Source organism: Luteipulveratus flavus (genome assembly GCF_029439465.1).
Taxonomy (GTDB): domain Bacteria; phylum Actinomycetota; class Actinomycetes; order Actinomycetales; family Dermatophilaceae; genus Luteipulveratus; species Luteipulveratus flavus.
Window position 1 is genome coordinate 52,123 of the sequence record NZ_JAROAV010000055.1, and the last position, 15,255, is coordinate 67,377.

The 15,255-nt window shown below is 72.6% G+C and carries 15 protein-coding genes; 9 read left to right on the forward strand and 6 right to left on the reverse strand.

All coding sequences use genetic code 11. The features are described 5' to 3' along the window. Positions 1 to 97 precede the first annotated feature (97 nt). The 6 genes from mobA (at position 98) to P4R38_RS19410 (ending at position 6,756) form a co-directional block, all read left to right on the forward strand. Positions 98 to 652, forward strand: a complete 555-nt coding sequence (gene mobA, locus P4R38_RS19385) for a molybdenum cofactor guanylyltransferase (RefSeq protein WP_277193616.1) — start codon at positions 98 to 100, stop codon at positions 650 to 652. 10 nt (positions 653 to 662) lie between these two features. Continuing rightward, entirely contained in the window at positions 663 to 1,640 is a 978-nt protein-coding gene (locus tag P4R38_RS19390; RefSeq protein ID WP_277193618.1) for an NAD(P)H-quinone oxidoreductase, read from the forward strand. A gap of 249 nt (positions 1,641 to 1,889) precedes the next feature. Further along, the gene (locus P4R38_RS19395; RefSeq protein ID WP_277193619.1) at positions 1,890 to 2,468 is read left to right on the forward strand and encodes a PadR family transcriptional regulator; all 579 of its coding nucleotides are present in this window, start codon (positions 1,890 to 1,892) and stop codon (positions 2,466 to 2,468) included. Continuing rightward, entirely contained in the window at positions 2,465 to 3,187 is a 723-nt protein-coding gene (locus P4R38_RS19400) for an ABC transporter ATP-binding protein (protein WP_277193620.1), read from the forward strand. The genes P4R38_RS19395 and P4R38_RS19400 overlap by 4 nt, the downstream gene beginning before the upstream one ends. A gap of 1 nt (position 3,188) precedes the next feature. After that, a complete protein-coding gene (locus P4R38_RS19405; RefSeq protein ID WP_277193621.1) occupies positions 3,189 to 6,005 on the forward strand; it encodes an FtsX-like permease family protein in 2,817 nt (938 codons plus the stop codon). Between the two features lie 154 nt (positions 6,006 to 6,159). After that, complete coding sequence (locus tag P4R38_RS19410; RefSeq protein ID WP_277193622.1) at positions 6,160 to 6,756, forward strand: bacterial proteasome activator family protein; 597 nt, start codon at positions 6,160 to 6,162, stop codon at positions 6,754 to 6,756. A gap of 203 nt (positions 6,757 to 6,959) precedes the next feature. Here the strand turns inward: P4R38_RS19410 and P4R38_RS19415 are convergent, their stop codons facing one another. From P4R38_RS19415 to P4R38_RS19430, 4 genes are all read right to left on the reverse strand, one after another. Next, positions 6,960 to 7,748 (reverse strand): S1 family peptidase, encoded by a 789-nt coding sequence (locus P4R38_RS19415; RefSeq protein WP_277193624.1) that lies wholly within the window; start codon positions 7,746 to 7,748, stop codon positions 6,960 to 6,962. Positions 7,749 to 7,894: 146 nt separating this feature from the next. Further along, the gene (locus P4R38_RS19420) at positions 7,895 to 8,884 is read right to left on the reverse strand and encodes a hypothetical protein (protein WP_277193626.1); all 990 of its coding nucleotides are present in this window, start codon (positions 8,882 to 8,884) and stop codon (positions 7,895 to 7,897) included. A gap of 10 nt (positions 8,885 to 8,894) precedes the next feature. Further along, positions 8,895 to 9,578: an ABC transporter ATP-binding protein gene (locus tag P4R38_RS19425; protein ID WP_277193627.1), complete on the reverse strand. Its 684-nt coding sequence runs from the start codon at positions 9,576 to 9,578 to the stop codon at positions 8,895 to 8,897. Continuing rightward, positions 9,575 to 10,630 (reverse strand): ABC transporter permease, encoded by a 1,056-nt coding sequence (locus P4R38_RS19430; protein ID WP_277193629.1) that lies wholly within the window; start codon positions 10,628 to 10,630, stop codon positions 9,575 to 9,577. The genes P4R38_RS19425 and P4R38_RS19430 overlap by 4 nt, the downstream gene beginning before the upstream one ends. Before the next feature lie 156 nt (positions 10,631 to 10,786). Between P4R38_RS19430 and P4R38_RS19435 the strand changes: the two genes are divergently transcribed. Both P4R38_RS19435 and P4R38_RS19440 read left to right on the forward strand, forming a co-directional pair. Beyond that, complete coding sequence (locus P4R38_RS19435; RefSeq protein WP_277193631.1) at positions 10,787 to 12,007, forward strand: sensor histidine kinase; 1,221 nt, start codon at positions 10,787 to 10,789, stop codon at positions 12,005 to 12,007. Further along, positions 12,004 to 12,621 (forward strand): response regulator, encoded by a 618-nt coding sequence (locus P4R38_RS19440; protein ID WP_277193632.1) that lies wholly within the window; start codon positions 12,004 to 12,006, stop codon positions 12,619 to 12,621. Before P4R38_RS19435 ends, P4R38_RS19440 begins: the two co-directional genes overlap by 4 nt. Positions 12,622 to 12,637: 16 nt before the next feature. Here the strand turns inward: P4R38_RS19440 and P4R38_RS19445 are convergent, their stop codons facing one another. Both P4R38_RS19445 and P4R38_RS19450 read right to left on the reverse strand, forming a co-directional pair. Further along, on the reverse strand, positions 12,638 to 13,141 hold the full coding sequence (locus P4R38_RS19445; protein WP_277193633.1) for an NUDIX hydrolase: 504 nt from the start codon (positions 13,139 to 13,141) through the stop codon (positions 12,638 to 12,640). A 1-nt stretch (position 13,142) separates the two neighbouring features. Beyond that, positions 13,143 to 14,279 carry an AI-2E family transporter gene (locus tag P4R38_RS19450; protein ID WP_277193635.1) on the reverse strand — a complete coding sequence of 379 codons (1,137 nt, stop codon included), beginning with the start codon at positions 14,277 to 14,279 and terminating at the stop codon, positions 13,143 to 13,145. A 96-nt stretch (positions 14,280 to 14,375) separates the two neighbouring features. On the opposite strand from P4R38_RS19450, the gene P4R38_RS19455 reads away from it, so the two are divergent. Next, on the forward strand, positions 14,376 to 15,143 hold the full coding sequence (locus P4R38_RS19455) for a DinB family protein (RefSeq protein ID WP_277193636.1): 768 nt from the start codon (positions 14,376 to 14,378) through the stop codon (positions 15,141 to 15,143). Positions 15,144 to 15,255 lie beyond the last annotated feature (112 nt).

Genomic DNA, 15,255 nt, shown 5'->3' on the forward strand with positions numbered 1-15,255 from the left:
GCGACCGCTGAGGCGAGACGGTGTGTCTTACCGAGCACTGGAGCGCTCGGCAAGACACACCGAGCCGAGGCCCGCCCACTCCTCTAGCGTGGAACCCATGGACGTCACCGTGGTCGTGCTGTGCGGGGGCCGATCGAGTCGGTTCGGCAGCGACAAGACGCGCGCGCCGTTCCGGGGTTCGACCGTGCTCGACCATCTGCTCGCCGACCTGCCTCCGGACTGGCCAGTGGTCGCCGTCGGCGAGCAGCGGCGTACGGTCCGCGATGCCGCGTGGACACGCGAATCGCCATTGTTCGCAGGGCCTCTCGCCGCGGTCGAGGCGGCACTTCCCCTCATCGGCACCGCCTCCTTCGCCCTCGTCGCCGGGGACATGCCGTACGCGGGTCGGGCCGTCTCGGAGCTCGTCGCCACTCTCGACCGCAATCCGACCGTCGAAGCCGTCGCCGCGGCTGACCCGGCGGGACGCCGCCAGCCGCTGCTCGCGGCGTACCGCACCGACGCCGTACGGGTCGCACTCCCCAGCCCCACGGCGAACGCCCCGATGCGCCGGCTGCTGGACGCGCTCGTCGTGACCGAGCTGGCCCTACCCGCGGCCGTCACCGCCGACGTCGACGAACCGGCCGACCTCGCTGCCCTCGACGAGGAGCGTTAGCGTCGGTCGGGTGCAGGCGATCACGCTTCCGACGTTCGGCGACGAGGACGTACTGACCCTCGCCGAGGTACCCGCCCCCGAGCTGCGCGAGGGCGAGGTGCTCGTCGATGTCGCCGCCGCCGGCGTCAACCGCGCCGACCTGATGCAGCGCCAGGGGTTCTACCCGCCCCCGAAGGGCGAGTCCGAGCTGCCGGGCCTGGAGGTCAGCGGGACGATCAGCCGGATCGGTGACGGCGTCGAGGGCTGGTCGGTCGGCGACCGGGTGTGCGCGCTGCTGGCCGGCGGCGGGTACGCCGAGCAGGTCGCCGTACCCGTCGGGCAGCTGCTGCCCGTGCCCGAGGGCGTCGACCTGGTGGACGCCGCCGCGCTGCCGGAGGTCACCTCGACCGTGTGGTCCAACGTGTTCCTCACCGCGAACCTCCAGCCCGAGGAGGTCTTCCTCGTGCACGGCGGCTCCAGCGGCATCGGCACGATGGCGATCCAGCTCGCTCACGCCGTCGGCGCACGGGTCGCGGTGACGGCCGGTACGCAGGAGAAGCTGGACGCGTGCGCGAAGCTCGGCGCCGACATCCTGATCAACTACAAGGAGCAGGACTTCGTCGACGAGATCCGTTCTGCCACAGACGGATCCGGCGCGAACGTCATCCTCGACGTGATGGGGGCGAAGTACCTTGGCCGCAACGTCGACGCCCTCGCCACCAGCGGCCGGCTCGTCATCATCGGCATGCAGGGCGGCACGAAGGGTGAGCTCGACATCGCCGCCCTGCTCGGCAAGCGTGCCGCCGTGATCGCCACGTCACTGCGCGCCCGGCCGCGCCCGGAGAAGGCGACCATCGTGGCCGCCGTACGCGAGCACGTCTGGCCGCTGATCGAGGCGGGGCGGGTGCGTCCGATCGTCCACGCCCGGATGCCGCTGGCGCAGGCCGCCGACGCGCACCGGCTGCTGCAGGGGTCCTCCCACATCGGCAAGGTCCTGCTCACCCTCTGACCCCGGCCAACCCCCCGGCAAAAGGTGGTCACCAGCACACGCATGCGTGTGTAACCCACCACCCTTTGCCAACGGGGGCGAGCTGCGCTGCATCCTCCGGCGAAAGCTGGTCGCCGGCACAGGCATACCTGTGCAGTCGACCAGCTTTTGCCGGAGGGGCGAGTGCTTGACCGGGCCGGGTGATACTCGGTATACATATCCTGCCCAGTCCGGGCATACCGAGTATTCACGCAGGCCACGGGGGTCCGCATGTCTGTCAAACATTCGCTGCTCGCACTACTCGCGAGCAGCCCCATGTACGGCGCGCAGCTGCGCCAGGAGTTCGAGTCACGCACCGGCGGCACCTGGCCGCTCAACGTCGGGCAGGTCTACACGACCCTGTCCCGGCTGGAGCGCGACGGCTTCGTCGAGGCGTCCGGTGCGGCGGACGAGGAGGGTCGGATCGAGTACCGCCTCACCACCGCCGGGCGCGCGGAGGTGCAGCGCTGGTGGTCGGCCCCAGTCGACCGCGGCCAGACGCCGCGGGACGAGCTCGCCATCAAGCTCGCGCTCGCGGTCACGCTGCCGGGCGTCGACGTACCGTCCGTCGTCCAGACCCAGCGCACGGCGACCATGCGGCACCTGCGCGACCTCACCCGGCTGAAGGTCGACGCCACCGAGGACCTCGCCTGGAGCCTCGTGCTGGAGAGCCTGGTCTTCCAGGCCGAGGCCGAGATCCGCTGGCTGGACCACATCGAGTCCCGCCTGGCACGGGTCCGACCGACCCGGCCGGACGCCAGCAGCACGGCCGGCCACCGCCGTACGACGGATGCGGAGGCCACGCGATGACCGCGCCCATGCTGCAGCTCGCCGACGTGACCCGGGTCCACGGCGAGGGCGAGGCCCGGGTGATCGCGCTCGACGGCGTCAGCCTGAGCGTCGCACCGGGCGAGCTCGTCGCCGTCATGGGACCGAGCGGGTCCGGCAAGTCGACACTCCTCAACGTCGCCGGAGCGCTCGACCTGCCGGACCAGGGCCAGGTCCTCGTCGAGGGTCAGGACCTCGCCTCCCTCTCACCGCGCGAGCTCGCGGCACTGCGGCGCAGACGTCTCGGTTTCGTCTTCCAGGACCTCAACCTCATCCCGTCGCTGACGGCGGTGGAGAACGTCGCCCTGCCGCTGGAGCTGGACGGCGTGTCCGCTCGTACGGCGCGTCGGCAGGCGTCAGATGCGTTGGAGTCCGTGGGAATTCGCGATCTTGCCAGTCGTTTCCCCGAGGAGATGTCGGGCGGTCAGCAGCAGCGTGCGGCGATCGCCCGCGCGCTCGTCGGCGAGCGTCGCCTGGTCCTGGCCGACGAGCCGACCGGCGCGCTCGACTCGACCACCGGCGAGGCCGTGCTGCGCGTGCTGCGCGAGCGCTGCGACGACGGCGCCGCCGGTCTGCTCGTCACCCACGAGGCCCGGCACGCCGCGTGGGCCGACCGGGTGGTGTTCCTGCGCGACGGCAAGGTCGTCGACACCACCGGTGACCCGGCCTCGCCCGAGTCCCTCCTGACGGCAGGAGCCTGACGTGGACAGCTCGGGGGAGCTCACGTCGACCGGTCGGATGTCGTGGTGGAGCAGCTGGCGGCTGATGGTCCGGCTCGCCCGCCGCGACGCCCGCCGCCACTGGGGCCGGACACTCCTGGTCGCCCTGCTGGTGGGTCTGCCCACCCTCGTCGTGTCGGCCGGCGCGACCATCCTGTTCACCCAGGACGCGTCGCCGCGCGAGACCATCACCCGCGACATGGGCGCTTCGCAGGCGCTCCTGCGGTTCGACGGCTCGGGCTCGCGCATGATCCAGGACGGCGCGGGGTTCATCGCGGGCAACCTGCCCGGTGACCCGAAGGCAGCGCTCTTCCCGGGCCAGCGCGCGCAGCCCACGGACGGGACCGGCGCCGACATCCCGTCGGCCGCGTCCATCGAGAAGGTGACCGGCGGCCACGTCGTCCCCCGCGGACGCGCCGAGCTACGGGTCGACCTCGGCGAGCGCCGGCCACGAGCGTCCGTTCTCGGCATCGACGGCCGCGACCACGCGTACCGAGGCATGGCGACCCTCACCTCGGGTCGCTGGCCGACGGCCGACGACGAGGTGCTCGTCTCGCCGCGCGGCGAACGCGCGGGCATCCCGACGTCGGGCGACATCGACGTCTCCGAGGGCGCCAAGACCCGCGTCCTGCACGTCGTCGGCACGGCGACCGCCCAGCAGGACGACCTGGTCGGGCTACCGAGCGCGACGGACGCCTCCGGGGAGTACCTCCTCGACCGTCCCGACCCGGTGACCTGGGCCGACGTGCAGGAGCTCAACCGGTACGGCGGAATCGTGGTGAGCCGGTACGTCCTTCACCATCCCGACACGGCGCAGACACCGGCCGAGCTCGGAACCGACCTGTCGTCCGGGCAGGACCGGCTCGTCATCACTCTGCTGATCGCCGGTCTCGTCCTGCTGACCGCCCTGATGGCGGGGCCCGCCTTCACCTCGGGCGGCGCGCGGGACCGGCACGCGCTCGGTCAGGTCGGCAGCAACGGCGCGACCCGCGCGATGCTGCGCCGGTACGTCCTCGCTCGCGCACTCGTCCTGGGCACCTTCTCCTCCGCACTCGCTGTGCTCGCCGGAGGTGCGCTCGGGTTCGCGGCCATCAAGGTCATCCAGGCGCAGCGCCCCGACTCCGAGTGGGGACCGCTCGACCTGCGCTGGTCGTACGGGGCCGGCCTGGTCCTGGTCGGGACGGTCGCGGCGGTGGTCGCGGCGCTCGTCCCGGCGATCCGCGCGAGTCGCACCAGCCTCGTCCAGGTGCTGCGCGGGCAGGTGTCGCCGCGGCGGGTACGCGTCGGCTGGCCGCTGCTCGGTCTCGCCACGGCGGCCGTCGGCGGGGTGGTGATGATCAAGGTCGTCCGCGGTACGGGTGGCGACCACCGCGAGGTCCTGGTCGCCGTCGCCGCCTTCGCCCTGTTCGCCGGGGCCGTGATGGGTCTGCCGTGGGTCATGTCGACGGTGGGTCGGGCCGCGCGCTGGCTCCCGCTCAGCGCCCGCATCGCGACCCGGGACGTCGGCCGCCAGCGCGGACGGTCGGTGTCCGGGGTGACCGCACTGCTGGCGGTGGTCGCCCTGACCACGGCGCTGGCCATCTCCGGCACGAGCGACGGGAAGCAGGCGCGGCTGGACTACGTGCCGGGGGCTCCCCTGGGGTATGGGTACGCGTCTGGCACGCCCGCGGCCATGAACGAGATGGCGGCGATCGTCCGGAAGCAGGCCCCGAACGTCACCGTGGAGGCGGTGTCGACGATCGGGCAGCCCTCAGTACCCGCGGTCGAGACGCCGGCCGCCGGCCAGACCGGTACCGTCGCCGTCCCGGCACGTACTTCCGGTGGCGACGGCGACCGACCGGCGGTGGTCGTGTCGCAGCACGGGTGCACTCCGGTGCAGATCCTCACGGGCATCGAACCGTGCGTCGCGCCGAGCTCCACAGAGTTTCCCAACACGATCGCCACCATGCCCGCCGGACTTGCTCAGGCGTACGCGGGTCTGTCCGGCTCCCAACGTGCGCGGCTGGAGCGCGGTGGTGCTCTCGTCCTGCACATCGGCGCGCCGTACGGCAAGGTGTCGGGGAGTGCTTCTCCTCAGGAGTCGGTGACTCGGCTGGTGAGCGGCACGGCGACGTACCGCGACGGCACCGCCCAGGCGTTCCGGCCGACCCAGCAGGTGGCCCTCGACGCGATCCATGTGACCCCACGGATGGGCTCACCGCTGCTGCAGAGCGGCTGGGGACTGATCGTCACACCGGAGACGGCTCGTCGGTACGGCTGGCCCACGACACCCAGCCGGCTGCTGGTCTCGGCACCGGGCGGCCTCTCCGCAGGCTTGGAGAGCGCGATCGCCGACCGCGCGCCCGACTCGGCGTCCTTCTCGGTCGAGCGCGGTCCGAACGACCCGGTCACCCAGATCATCCGCCTCATGGTGCTCGCGATGGGCCTGATCATGCTGCTGGTCACGCTGATCACCGCGGCCCTGACGTACGCCGAGAGCCGGGCCGACCAGACCACGCTGGCCTCGGTCGGTGCGAGCGGTCGTACCCGTCGCAGCATCGCCGCGTGCCAGGCGGCGGTGATCGGGCTCGTCGGCGGCGTGGTCGGGCTGCTGGTCGGCGTCGTACCGGGGGTAGCGGCGACGTACCCGCTGACGGACGCCGGCCCGGTGACGGGCGCCGGCATGCGGTCGGGCACGGTGCTGGTCATCCCGTGGCTCGAGCTGGCCGGCGTGGTGATCGGGGTGCCGGCGCTCGCCGCGCTGCTGGCCGCGGCCGCCGTACGCACCCGTCCGCCGGTCCTGAGCCGCCGGCTGGACTGACCGTCCCGCCCGCAGGCGAACGCCGAGAGGCCCAGCGTCCGCCGAGAGGCCTACCGATCCGCCCGTGATCGGTGGGCCTCTCGAACGGTGGTGGGCCTCTGGGCGTGCGTCTGTCACCGCGTCGAGGTCGTGGACCGTGGGTAAGGATGGGGTCATGTCGAACGACGAGTCCCAGCAGCCGGAGCAGAAGCAGGACGAGCAGCAGCGGATCGTGGTGGTCACCCCGGACGGCATGGGGGTGGCCGCGCCGCCGCCCGCGGAGGGCGAGGAGGACGACCGGCAGAACCCCGCCGACCAGGTCGAGCAGCCGGCGAAGGTGATGCGCATCGGGTCGATGATCAAGCAGCTGCTGGAGGAGGTCCGCAACGCGCCGCTGGACGACGCGGGCCGCAAGCGGCTAGCCGACATCCACCGGCGTTCGATCGCCGAGCTGAAGGACGGGCTCTCCGACGACCTGGTCGAGGAGCTGGAGCGGATCGCCCTGCCGTTCAGCGAGGAGCAGGCCCCGTCCGACGCCGAGCTGCGCATCGCCCAGGCTCAGCTGGTCGGCTGGTTGGAGGGGCTGTTCCACGGCATCCAGACCGCGATCGTCGCCCAGCAGATGGCCGCCCAGGCACAGCTGCAGGCGATGCGGCGCGGCCTGCCGATGGGTCACTCGGGCAGCCCCGGCGGCATGCCGACCGTGCCGGGTATGCCGGGCCAGCCGGGTCCGGGTCAGGACGAGACCGGCCCCACCGGCCAGTACCTCTGAGCAACCGCCCACCGTTCGGATCGAACTGCGTTCGGTGTTCCTGACTCAGTTCGAACAGGGTCAGGAACATCAAACGCAGTTCGATCGCCGAAGCACCTGGGACACGGCGAACGGCCCCTGGACCGAAAGGGGGAAGTGTCCGCGAGGCCGTCCGTCGTTGTGAGCCCGGGGCCGGGACCCACCACGGCCCCGGGCTGGTCTGGTCAGCCGATCTGCGCCGTCAGCTCGTCGTAGTACGTCGCGACCTCGGAGTAGACGCCCGGGTTGCCGGCGTCCGCACAGCCGTTGCCCCAGGAGACGACGCCGATCAGCTTGCCGCCGAGGACGAGCGGACCGCCGCTGTCGCCCTGGCAGGAGTCCTTGCCGCCCTCGTCGTACCCGGCGCAGATCTCGCCCGTACCGACATACTCGCCGCCGTACGCCGAGCCGCACGTCGCGTCGCCCATCAGGGGCACGTCGACCTTCTGGAAGGTGTCCGCCGGGCCGGTGCCCTCGGTGTCGCCCCAGCCGTAGACCGTGGCGGTCGAGCCGCTCTCGCCGACGGAGGTGTCCTGGTTCAGCGGCAGCGTCGCGACGCCGTCGAACGGGGTGGCCAGCGTGACGACCGCGACGTCGTGGGCGCCGTTGCCGTACGCGGGGTCGTACCAGATGTCGGTGATCTTCGACTCCTTGCCGGTGCTGGAGTCGTTCAGGTCGTCGCGCCCCTGCACGGCCGTCCACTCCGACGTCGACGTGCCCTCGACGCAGTGCGCGGCGGTCACCACCTTGTTCGCCGCCACGAGCGTGCCGCCGCAGTACTCACCGCTGGACGCGGGCGAGTTCACGTTCGACATCTGGATGGCCCAGGGTGCGTCCGCCGTGTGCGCGATCTCCCCGCCGACGATCGGCTGGGGGCCATCGACCGCGTACGCCGACCCGACCGCCGCGAACGTCGCGACCGTTCCCGCGGTGGCGACCATCGCCAGACGCATGCGCTTGCTCGTGCTCGACATGTGGTGATCCGTCCTGATCGAGAGACTGATCGGACGACCGTACGAGCGTTCCGTCCTGGTGCCGGAAAGGCCGAGGTCAGGTCCCGGCAAAACCTCGGTCCGGCTCCGGTCAACGCCCTCAGGCGGACGTCATCCGGACGCGGCGCTCACTCGAACAGCACGTACTCCGGCTGCGGGCTCAGCGCCATCACCTCGGCGGGCGTCATCAGCGGGCCGTACCGTTCGTCCTCCTCGTAGAAGAGCTTGAACCCGCTGTGCACCGACGCCGGCGTCTGCGCGCGAATGTTGTCGTACGCCTTGATCTTCCAGTCCCGCCGGCCGATCCCGTCGATCGACTTCACCAGGGCGACGCCGGGGTGCTGCTTCAGCGCCGCCTCGTTGCGCACGATGGACAGGTGCAGCTGGTGGTAGATCATCAGCTTCTCCGGCAGCCGGTGCTCGGCGACGAGCCCGGAGAGGTACGCCGCGCACGCGTCGAGCGCCTGACCGGTGGTGCTGCCGAACACCCGACCGGGGACCTGGCCGGGCTGGACCGCCCACTCCGGGTCCAGTGCGACGCCCACGTCGGGCTGGACGAGGTAGCGCTCCCAGTGCCGCAGCTCGTCGATGAACCGGGCGCGCCCGGGCTGGATGTTCAGCACGAGCAGCGCCCGGTGCCGACGCGCGGCGGCGAGGTAGGTGTCCACGACGGAGTCGGCGACCCAGGAGCGGAACTTCCCGTCGGCGCCCGGGACCGGGTGGACCAGCGTTGCGATGAGCTCCAGGACGGGCAGGACCGGCCGGCCGTACGCGTACGGCGTCGAGCGGGTGAGCATCTCCTCCACCCGCTCGTCGAGGTCGCCGATGCCGAGTCGCCCGAGCGCCGGTGAGGCCGGCGAGCCGCAGTAGCCGAAGAGCCGGTACGCGGGAAGGATCGTGCGGCCGCCGCGGGGCAGCTGCGGGAGCGGCGGCGGGGTGCTCGTCGTGCTCGGCGGGGGCGTCGTGCCCGCCGGCCCGGCACCGCCGCCTGCGGGCGCCACGCTGGTGGGCGACGAGGACGGCTCGCTCCGCTGGCAGGCGGTGAGTCCGATCAGTCCGGCGGCTCCGAGCAGAGCCGTACGGCGCGTCGTGGTTGCATTCCCTCTCCCCGAGCTCATGGCCGACACGTTACGGAACGAGCGCCGCCAGTCGCCCGTCGACCATCTCCATCGCCCGGTGTGTCGCATCGAGGGTGGTCCGGTCATGGGTGACCATCACGGTCCCGACGGCGCGTTCCCGGGTGACGCGGGCGAGCAGGTCCACCACCGCAGCGCCGCGCTCGTGGTCCAGCGCGGAGGTGGGTTCGTCGATGAGCAGCAGCGCGGGGTCGTTCATCAGCGCCCGGGCGATGCCGACCCGTTGGCGCTGCCCGCCCGACAGCTGGTGCGGACGCCGGTCCGCCGCCTCGGTCAGCCCGACCGCGTCGAGCAGCTCGTCGGCGCGCGCTCGTACCGGCGCGCCGTGCCGGCCGGCGAGGCGAGCCACCATCTCCAGCTGCTCGCGGGCGGTGAGCGAGGCGATGAGGTTGGACTGCTGGAACACCAGGCCGAGCGACGTACGCCGCACGTCGGCGGCGCGGCCCCGACCCAGGCCGGTGACGTCCTGCCCGGCGATCTCGAGGCGACCGCTGTCGGGCGTCAGCAGGAGCCCGGCGACCGCGAGCAGGGTGGATTTCCCGGAGCCGGACGGCCCCACCACGGCGACCATCTCGCCGGCGGCGACGTCCAGGGAGACCGCATCGAGCGCGGTGAGGCGGCGGTCGCCGTCGGGGTAGGTGACGGTGACGTCGCTGAGGGACAGGGCGGTGCTCATCGGGCGGCTCCCAGGGCGGTGATCGGGTCGACGGTCGCGATGCGTCGCAGCGCTCCGGCGGCCCCGACGAGGCCGACGGCCACCAGCATCAGCAGGGGGACGAGCGTCGTCGAGGCGTCGACGACGAAGGGCACGGACCGCGCGGCCAGGCGGCCGAGGGCCGCGGCCAGCATCGTCCCCAGCCCGCCGCCGACGACCAGGAGGACGAGCGCCTGGCTGAGGGCGTCCCGGACGAGGTAGCCGGTCCGCGCGCCGATCGCCTTGAGGACCGCGAGGTCCGGCGTGCGCTGGATGGTCCAGACGGTGAAGAACGCGCCGACGACCAGGGCGCTGACCGCCATCAGGAGCACGCGCATCAGCGTCAGCGAACCGTTCTCCGCGGTGTAGGAGCCGACCGCCGAGACCGAGTCGCCGACCGTCATGACGCGCGCGCCGACGGCCCACTCGAACCCGTCCCGATCGAACCCCGACCCGGTCCGCAGCACCAGGACCGACCCTCCCCCGGCGGTGCCCGCGAGCGCGGACGGCGGCGCCCAGACGACGGGCGTGTGGTTGTACGACGCGTCCGGCACGACCTCGGCGACGGCGTACGAACGGCCGCCGATCCGGACGGTGTCGCCGGTCGCCAGCCGCTGGTCGCGCGCGAGGTCCTCACCGACCGCGACCCGGTCGGCGGACAGTCCGGCCGGGGCCACGAACGAGCCCGGCTCCGCGGCGAAGAGGGTCACCGCCGCCTGCCTGCCACCGGCCTCGACCCGGCCGGGCGCGAGCGTCAGCGACGCCGCGTCGGTGACGCCCGGCTGTCGGGCCGCGGTGTCCCGCGCCGACGGGGAGAGCCGGCTGGAGGCGTACGACGCGCTCTCGCCCGCGGCGGGCGTCGAGAACGCGACGCGGTCGCCGGGCAGCGAGGTGATGGCGGAGATGCTCTGCCGGGACAGGCCGGCAGTGAGGCCGGTCAGGAGGACGACGAGCAGGCTGATGAGCCCGACGACCGCCCCCATCAGAGCGAACCGACCCTTGGCGAACCGCAGGTCGCGGACCGCGAGGAACATGCAGGACCCCTTTGCGTGACAGCGTGGTTGGTGACCACTCCATGGCACCGCGTCCGCAAAGATCTGCCATCGCGCGACCGGTGGGACCACGGGTCAACCGTTCGATGGATGTCGCGAGGAGGCGCCGGGGCCGCCTCGTGGCTACCGTCGGGATCGATGAGCACCCCGCACCGGCCCGGCGTCACCGGCAGCAGCCCGGTGATCCGCAGCATGCAGCTGGCGATGCACGGGCTGTTCGTGCTGCTGCTGGCGGTCGGCACCGTCCGCGCCGTCCAGGTCGGCGACCACCTGCCCTGGGTCGTCCTGGCCTGCGCCGCCATCGCCCTCTGGTACGCCGCCGGCCTGGTGGCCGCCCCCGGTGCCCGTCCGCTGGTCGGGCGGGTCTGGCTCCTCGGGCTCGTGGCTCTGTGGGGCGTCGCGGTCCTGCTGAGCGCGGAGCTGAGCTGGGTGGCGTTCGCGCTGTTCTTCCTGGTGCTGCACCTGCTGCCGCGGGTACCCGCACTGCTGGTCGTCGCGGCGATCACCGTCGTCGTCATCGCGGTCCAGCTGGCCGACGGCGACGGGGGCAGCGCCGCCGCGCGGGTCATCGGTCCGTCCTTCGGGGCGCTGGTGGCGATCGGGGTGGCCTGGGTCTACAGCCGGCTGCGCGAGGAGAGCGAGGAACGCCGCCGGCTCGTCCACGAGCTCACCGTCGCCCGGGACGACCTGCTCTCCACGTACGACGAGCTCGCGGTCGCCCAGCGTCAGGCCGGCGTGCTCGCCGAGCGCTCACGGCTGGCGCGCGACATCCACGACACCCTCGCCCAGGGGTTCTCCTCGATCGTGCTGCTGTCGCGGGCGGGCCTGGCCGGCGACGCCGTCCGGCTGCGAGGCCTCATCGAGCAGATCGAGCGCACCGCCGCGACCGGTCTGGCCGACGCGCGGACGGTCGTCCAGGCGCTCACGCCCGACGAGCTGGAGGAGGCGCCGCTGCCCGCCGCACTCGGGCGGCTGCTCGACCGGCTGCACGAGCAGACCGGCATCCGCACCGACCTGGTGGTCGACGGAGAGCCGCGCGCGCTGCCGACCGCGGTCGAGGTCGCGCTGCTGCGCATCGCGCAGGGTGCGCTGGCCAACGTCCGTCAGCACGCGGCGGCCGACCGGGTGACGCTGACCATCACCTACCAGGACGACGCCACCCAGCTGGACGTCGTGGACGACGGCCGCGGCTTCGACCCGTCTGACACGCCGATCCGCAGCAACGGCAGCGGTTTCGGGCTCCGAGCGATGCGCGAGCGACTGACCGGGCTGAGCGGCACGCTGGCCGTGGAGTCGACGCCTGGCGACGGGACGGCCGTGGCCGCGTCCGTACCCCTCGGCACCGGAGCGACCGCGTGACCCGCGTACTGCTCGTGGACGACCACCCGGTCGTCCGGGCCGGTCTGCGGGCGCTGCTGGAGGCGTCGGGAGTCGAGGTCGTCGCCGAGGCCGACCGCGGCGAGGCGGCGGTCGAGGCGGTGCGCGGCCGACCCGTCGACGTCGTCCTGATGGACCTGCAGCTCGGGTCCGGCATGGACGGGGTGGCCGCCACCGAGCGGGTCCTGGCGCTGCCCGACCCGCCTCGGGTGCTCATCCTCACCACGTACGACACGGACGCCGACATCCTGCGCGCGGTCGAGGCGGGCGCGTCCGGCTACCTGCTCAAGGACGCACCACCCGAAGAGCTGGTCGACGCCGTACGCCGCGCCGCAGCGGGCGAGACCGTGCTGGCGCCCGTCGTCGCGCAACGGCTCGTCAGCCGGCTGCGCTCCCCCGTCCGCACGCTGAGTCCGCGCGAGCTGGACGTGCTGCGACTCCTCGCCGCAGGGTTGACCAACCGGGCGATCGCCAAGCAGCTGTTCGTCACCGAGGCGACGGTGAAGTCGCACCTGGTGCACATCTACGCCAAGCTCGGCGTCGACTCCCGGACGGCCGCGGTGACCGCCGCGCGCGAGGCCGGACTGCTGCGCTGACCTGGACGGTGCCCGGTCAGGGGCTCAGGACCTCGCCGGGTCGCGGGACGGTGTGGGCGGCCTCGACCGCCGCGATGATCCGTCTCGTCGGCGTGTCCGGGTCGGGCAGCTCGTGCACCGCGAACCACGCGGCGGCGCGCGCCTCGCTGGCCACCTGCACCAACGGCTCGGTGGCGCACTCGATGCGGTAGATCATGTCGATGTGGCGGACGCCCGGGTCGACCACCGAGGCGAACACGTCGCCGGACGTGACCCGGAGACCGGTCTCCTCCTGCACCTCCCGTACGACGGCGTCCTCGGGCAGCTCGCCGCGGTCGACCAGCCCGCCCGGCAGGCTCCACCCGGTGCGGTGCGTCTGGCGCAGCGCGAGGACCCGGCCCTGGTACTCGATCAGGGCCACCGCACCCATGCTGAACGTGGGCGCGGCGAGCCGGATGATCGCGTGGCTCGGCGCCGCCGGGAGCGCCCGGAAGGCGCGCAGCCCGATGCGGCGCAACGTCCCCGGCTGCTGTGCGGACATCTCAGGCCTCCTGCTCGCGGACGACGCCGGTCGAGCTCCGGTGCTGCCGCCGTACGGCGTGCACGACGTTGTTGATCACGGCCACCAGCGGCACCGCCACGAACGCCCCGAAGATACCCGCGAGGATCGTCCCGCCCGTGACGCAGACCAGGATCGCGAGCGGGTGGATGTCGACGGCCTTGCCCAGGATGATCGGGTTCACCAGGTTGCCGAACAGCTGCACGACCAGGATCAGCGCGACCGCCATGACGATCGCGGTGGTCAGGCCGCTGGCGACCAGCGCGATGAGGCAGACGACGACACCCGCGACGAGCACGCCGATCAGGGGTACGAGCGAACCGAGGAACAGCAGCACCGCCATCGGGACCACGAGCGGCATGCCGGCGATCATCATCACCGGCACCATCGCCAGGGAGTTGAGCGCGGCGAGCAGCACGAGGCTGCGCATGTAGACGGTGAGGGTGCGCCACGCGGCGACGCCGCCCTCGTTCGCGTGCGCACGCGCGTGCACGGGGAAGATGCGGACGAACCACCGCCAGATGCGGCCGTCGTCCAGCACCAGGAAGAGCGTCGCGAACAGGCACAGCACCGCGCCGGAGAGGACGCCGACGGCGCTGGTCGCGGTCTGCAGGAAGCCGTTGACGATGGTGCTGCGGTGCGAGCTGATCGTGTCGCCGAGGTCGGTCGTGTACTCGTCGACGTCGTGCGCGCTCAGGTGCAGCGGGCCGGTGATGAGCCAGTTGCGGATGTCGTCGGCCGCCTGGTTCAGCTGGGTCTGGATGTCGCCGGCCGAGTCGGTCACCTGCGACACGACGAACCAGACGGCGACCGCGAGCCCGGCGATCCCGAGCACGAAGACGCCGACGCCCGCGAGTGCGCGAGGCACACCGGCCCGGACCAGCAGTCGTACGAGGGGTTCGAGCAGAGCCGTGATCATGACGGCGACGGCCATCGTGACGGTGACGAGGCTGATGCTGTTGAGCAGCCGGACGAGCACGACCAGGCCGAGGACGATCGCGACGAAGCAGACCGACCACCACGCTGCCACCCGGACGCCGAAGGGCACTTCGAGGCGGGGGTCGCGCGAGCCGTCGTCGGTCCCCGCGGTCGCGGACGCGGGCGGCTCGGGCACGGTCATGGGACGAGCCTGCCATGGCCGCAGCTCGCCGTGCTGGGCGGCCGCTTCCTCGGTTCCGGCACCGGAGCGTCCGGAACCGTGGCTAGCGTGCCCGCCATGGCGGACTTCACCCAGCACGACCTGAGCGGCAGCACGTTCCAGCAGGTCGACCTGACCGGCGCCCGGTTCGAGCACGTCGACCTCAGCGGCGCCCGGATGGAGGGCGTCGCGTTCAACGGCGCGGTCCTGCACGGCGTCGACCTGATCGACGTCGACATCAAGGCCGACATCGAGCGGCTCACGATCAACGGCGTCGACGTGGGCCCGCTCATCACCGCCGAGCTCGACCGCCGCCACCCCGGCCGGGTGCTGATGCGGCCGACCGACGCCGACGGGTTCCGTACGGCCTGGGACACGGTCGAGGAGCTGTGGACCGGCACGGTCGACACGGCGCGCGCGCTGGACCCGGCGCTGCTGCACGAGTCCGTCGACGGGGAGTGGTCGTTCATCGAGACGCTGCGGCACCTGGCGTTCGCGACGGACGCGTGGGTACGTCGGGCGCTGCTCGGCGACCCGTCGCCGTGGCACCCGCTGGACCTGCCCTGGGACCAGATGCCCGACACGCCCGGCGTGCCGCGGGACCGGTCCGTACGGCCGACGCTGAACGAGGCGCTCGCGCTGCGGGAGGACCGGATGGCCACCGTTCGCGCGTACGTGGACGGCCTGACCGACGAGGACCTGGACCGTAAGACCGAGCCCGTCGAGGGTCCCGGCTGGCCGCCGCCGGTGTCGTTCCCGGTGCGCGAGCCGCTGCTGATCGTCCTGAACGAGGAGTGGGAGCACCGCCTCTACGCCGAGCGCGACCTCGCCACCCTCACCCCCTGACCAGCCCCGCCGGTCGAGCAAGGCGAACGAAGTGAGGCCCGTATCGAGACCATCCTCACCAGGTCTCGATACGGCTCGCCCTGGGGGCTCGCCTACTCGACCGACGGGCACC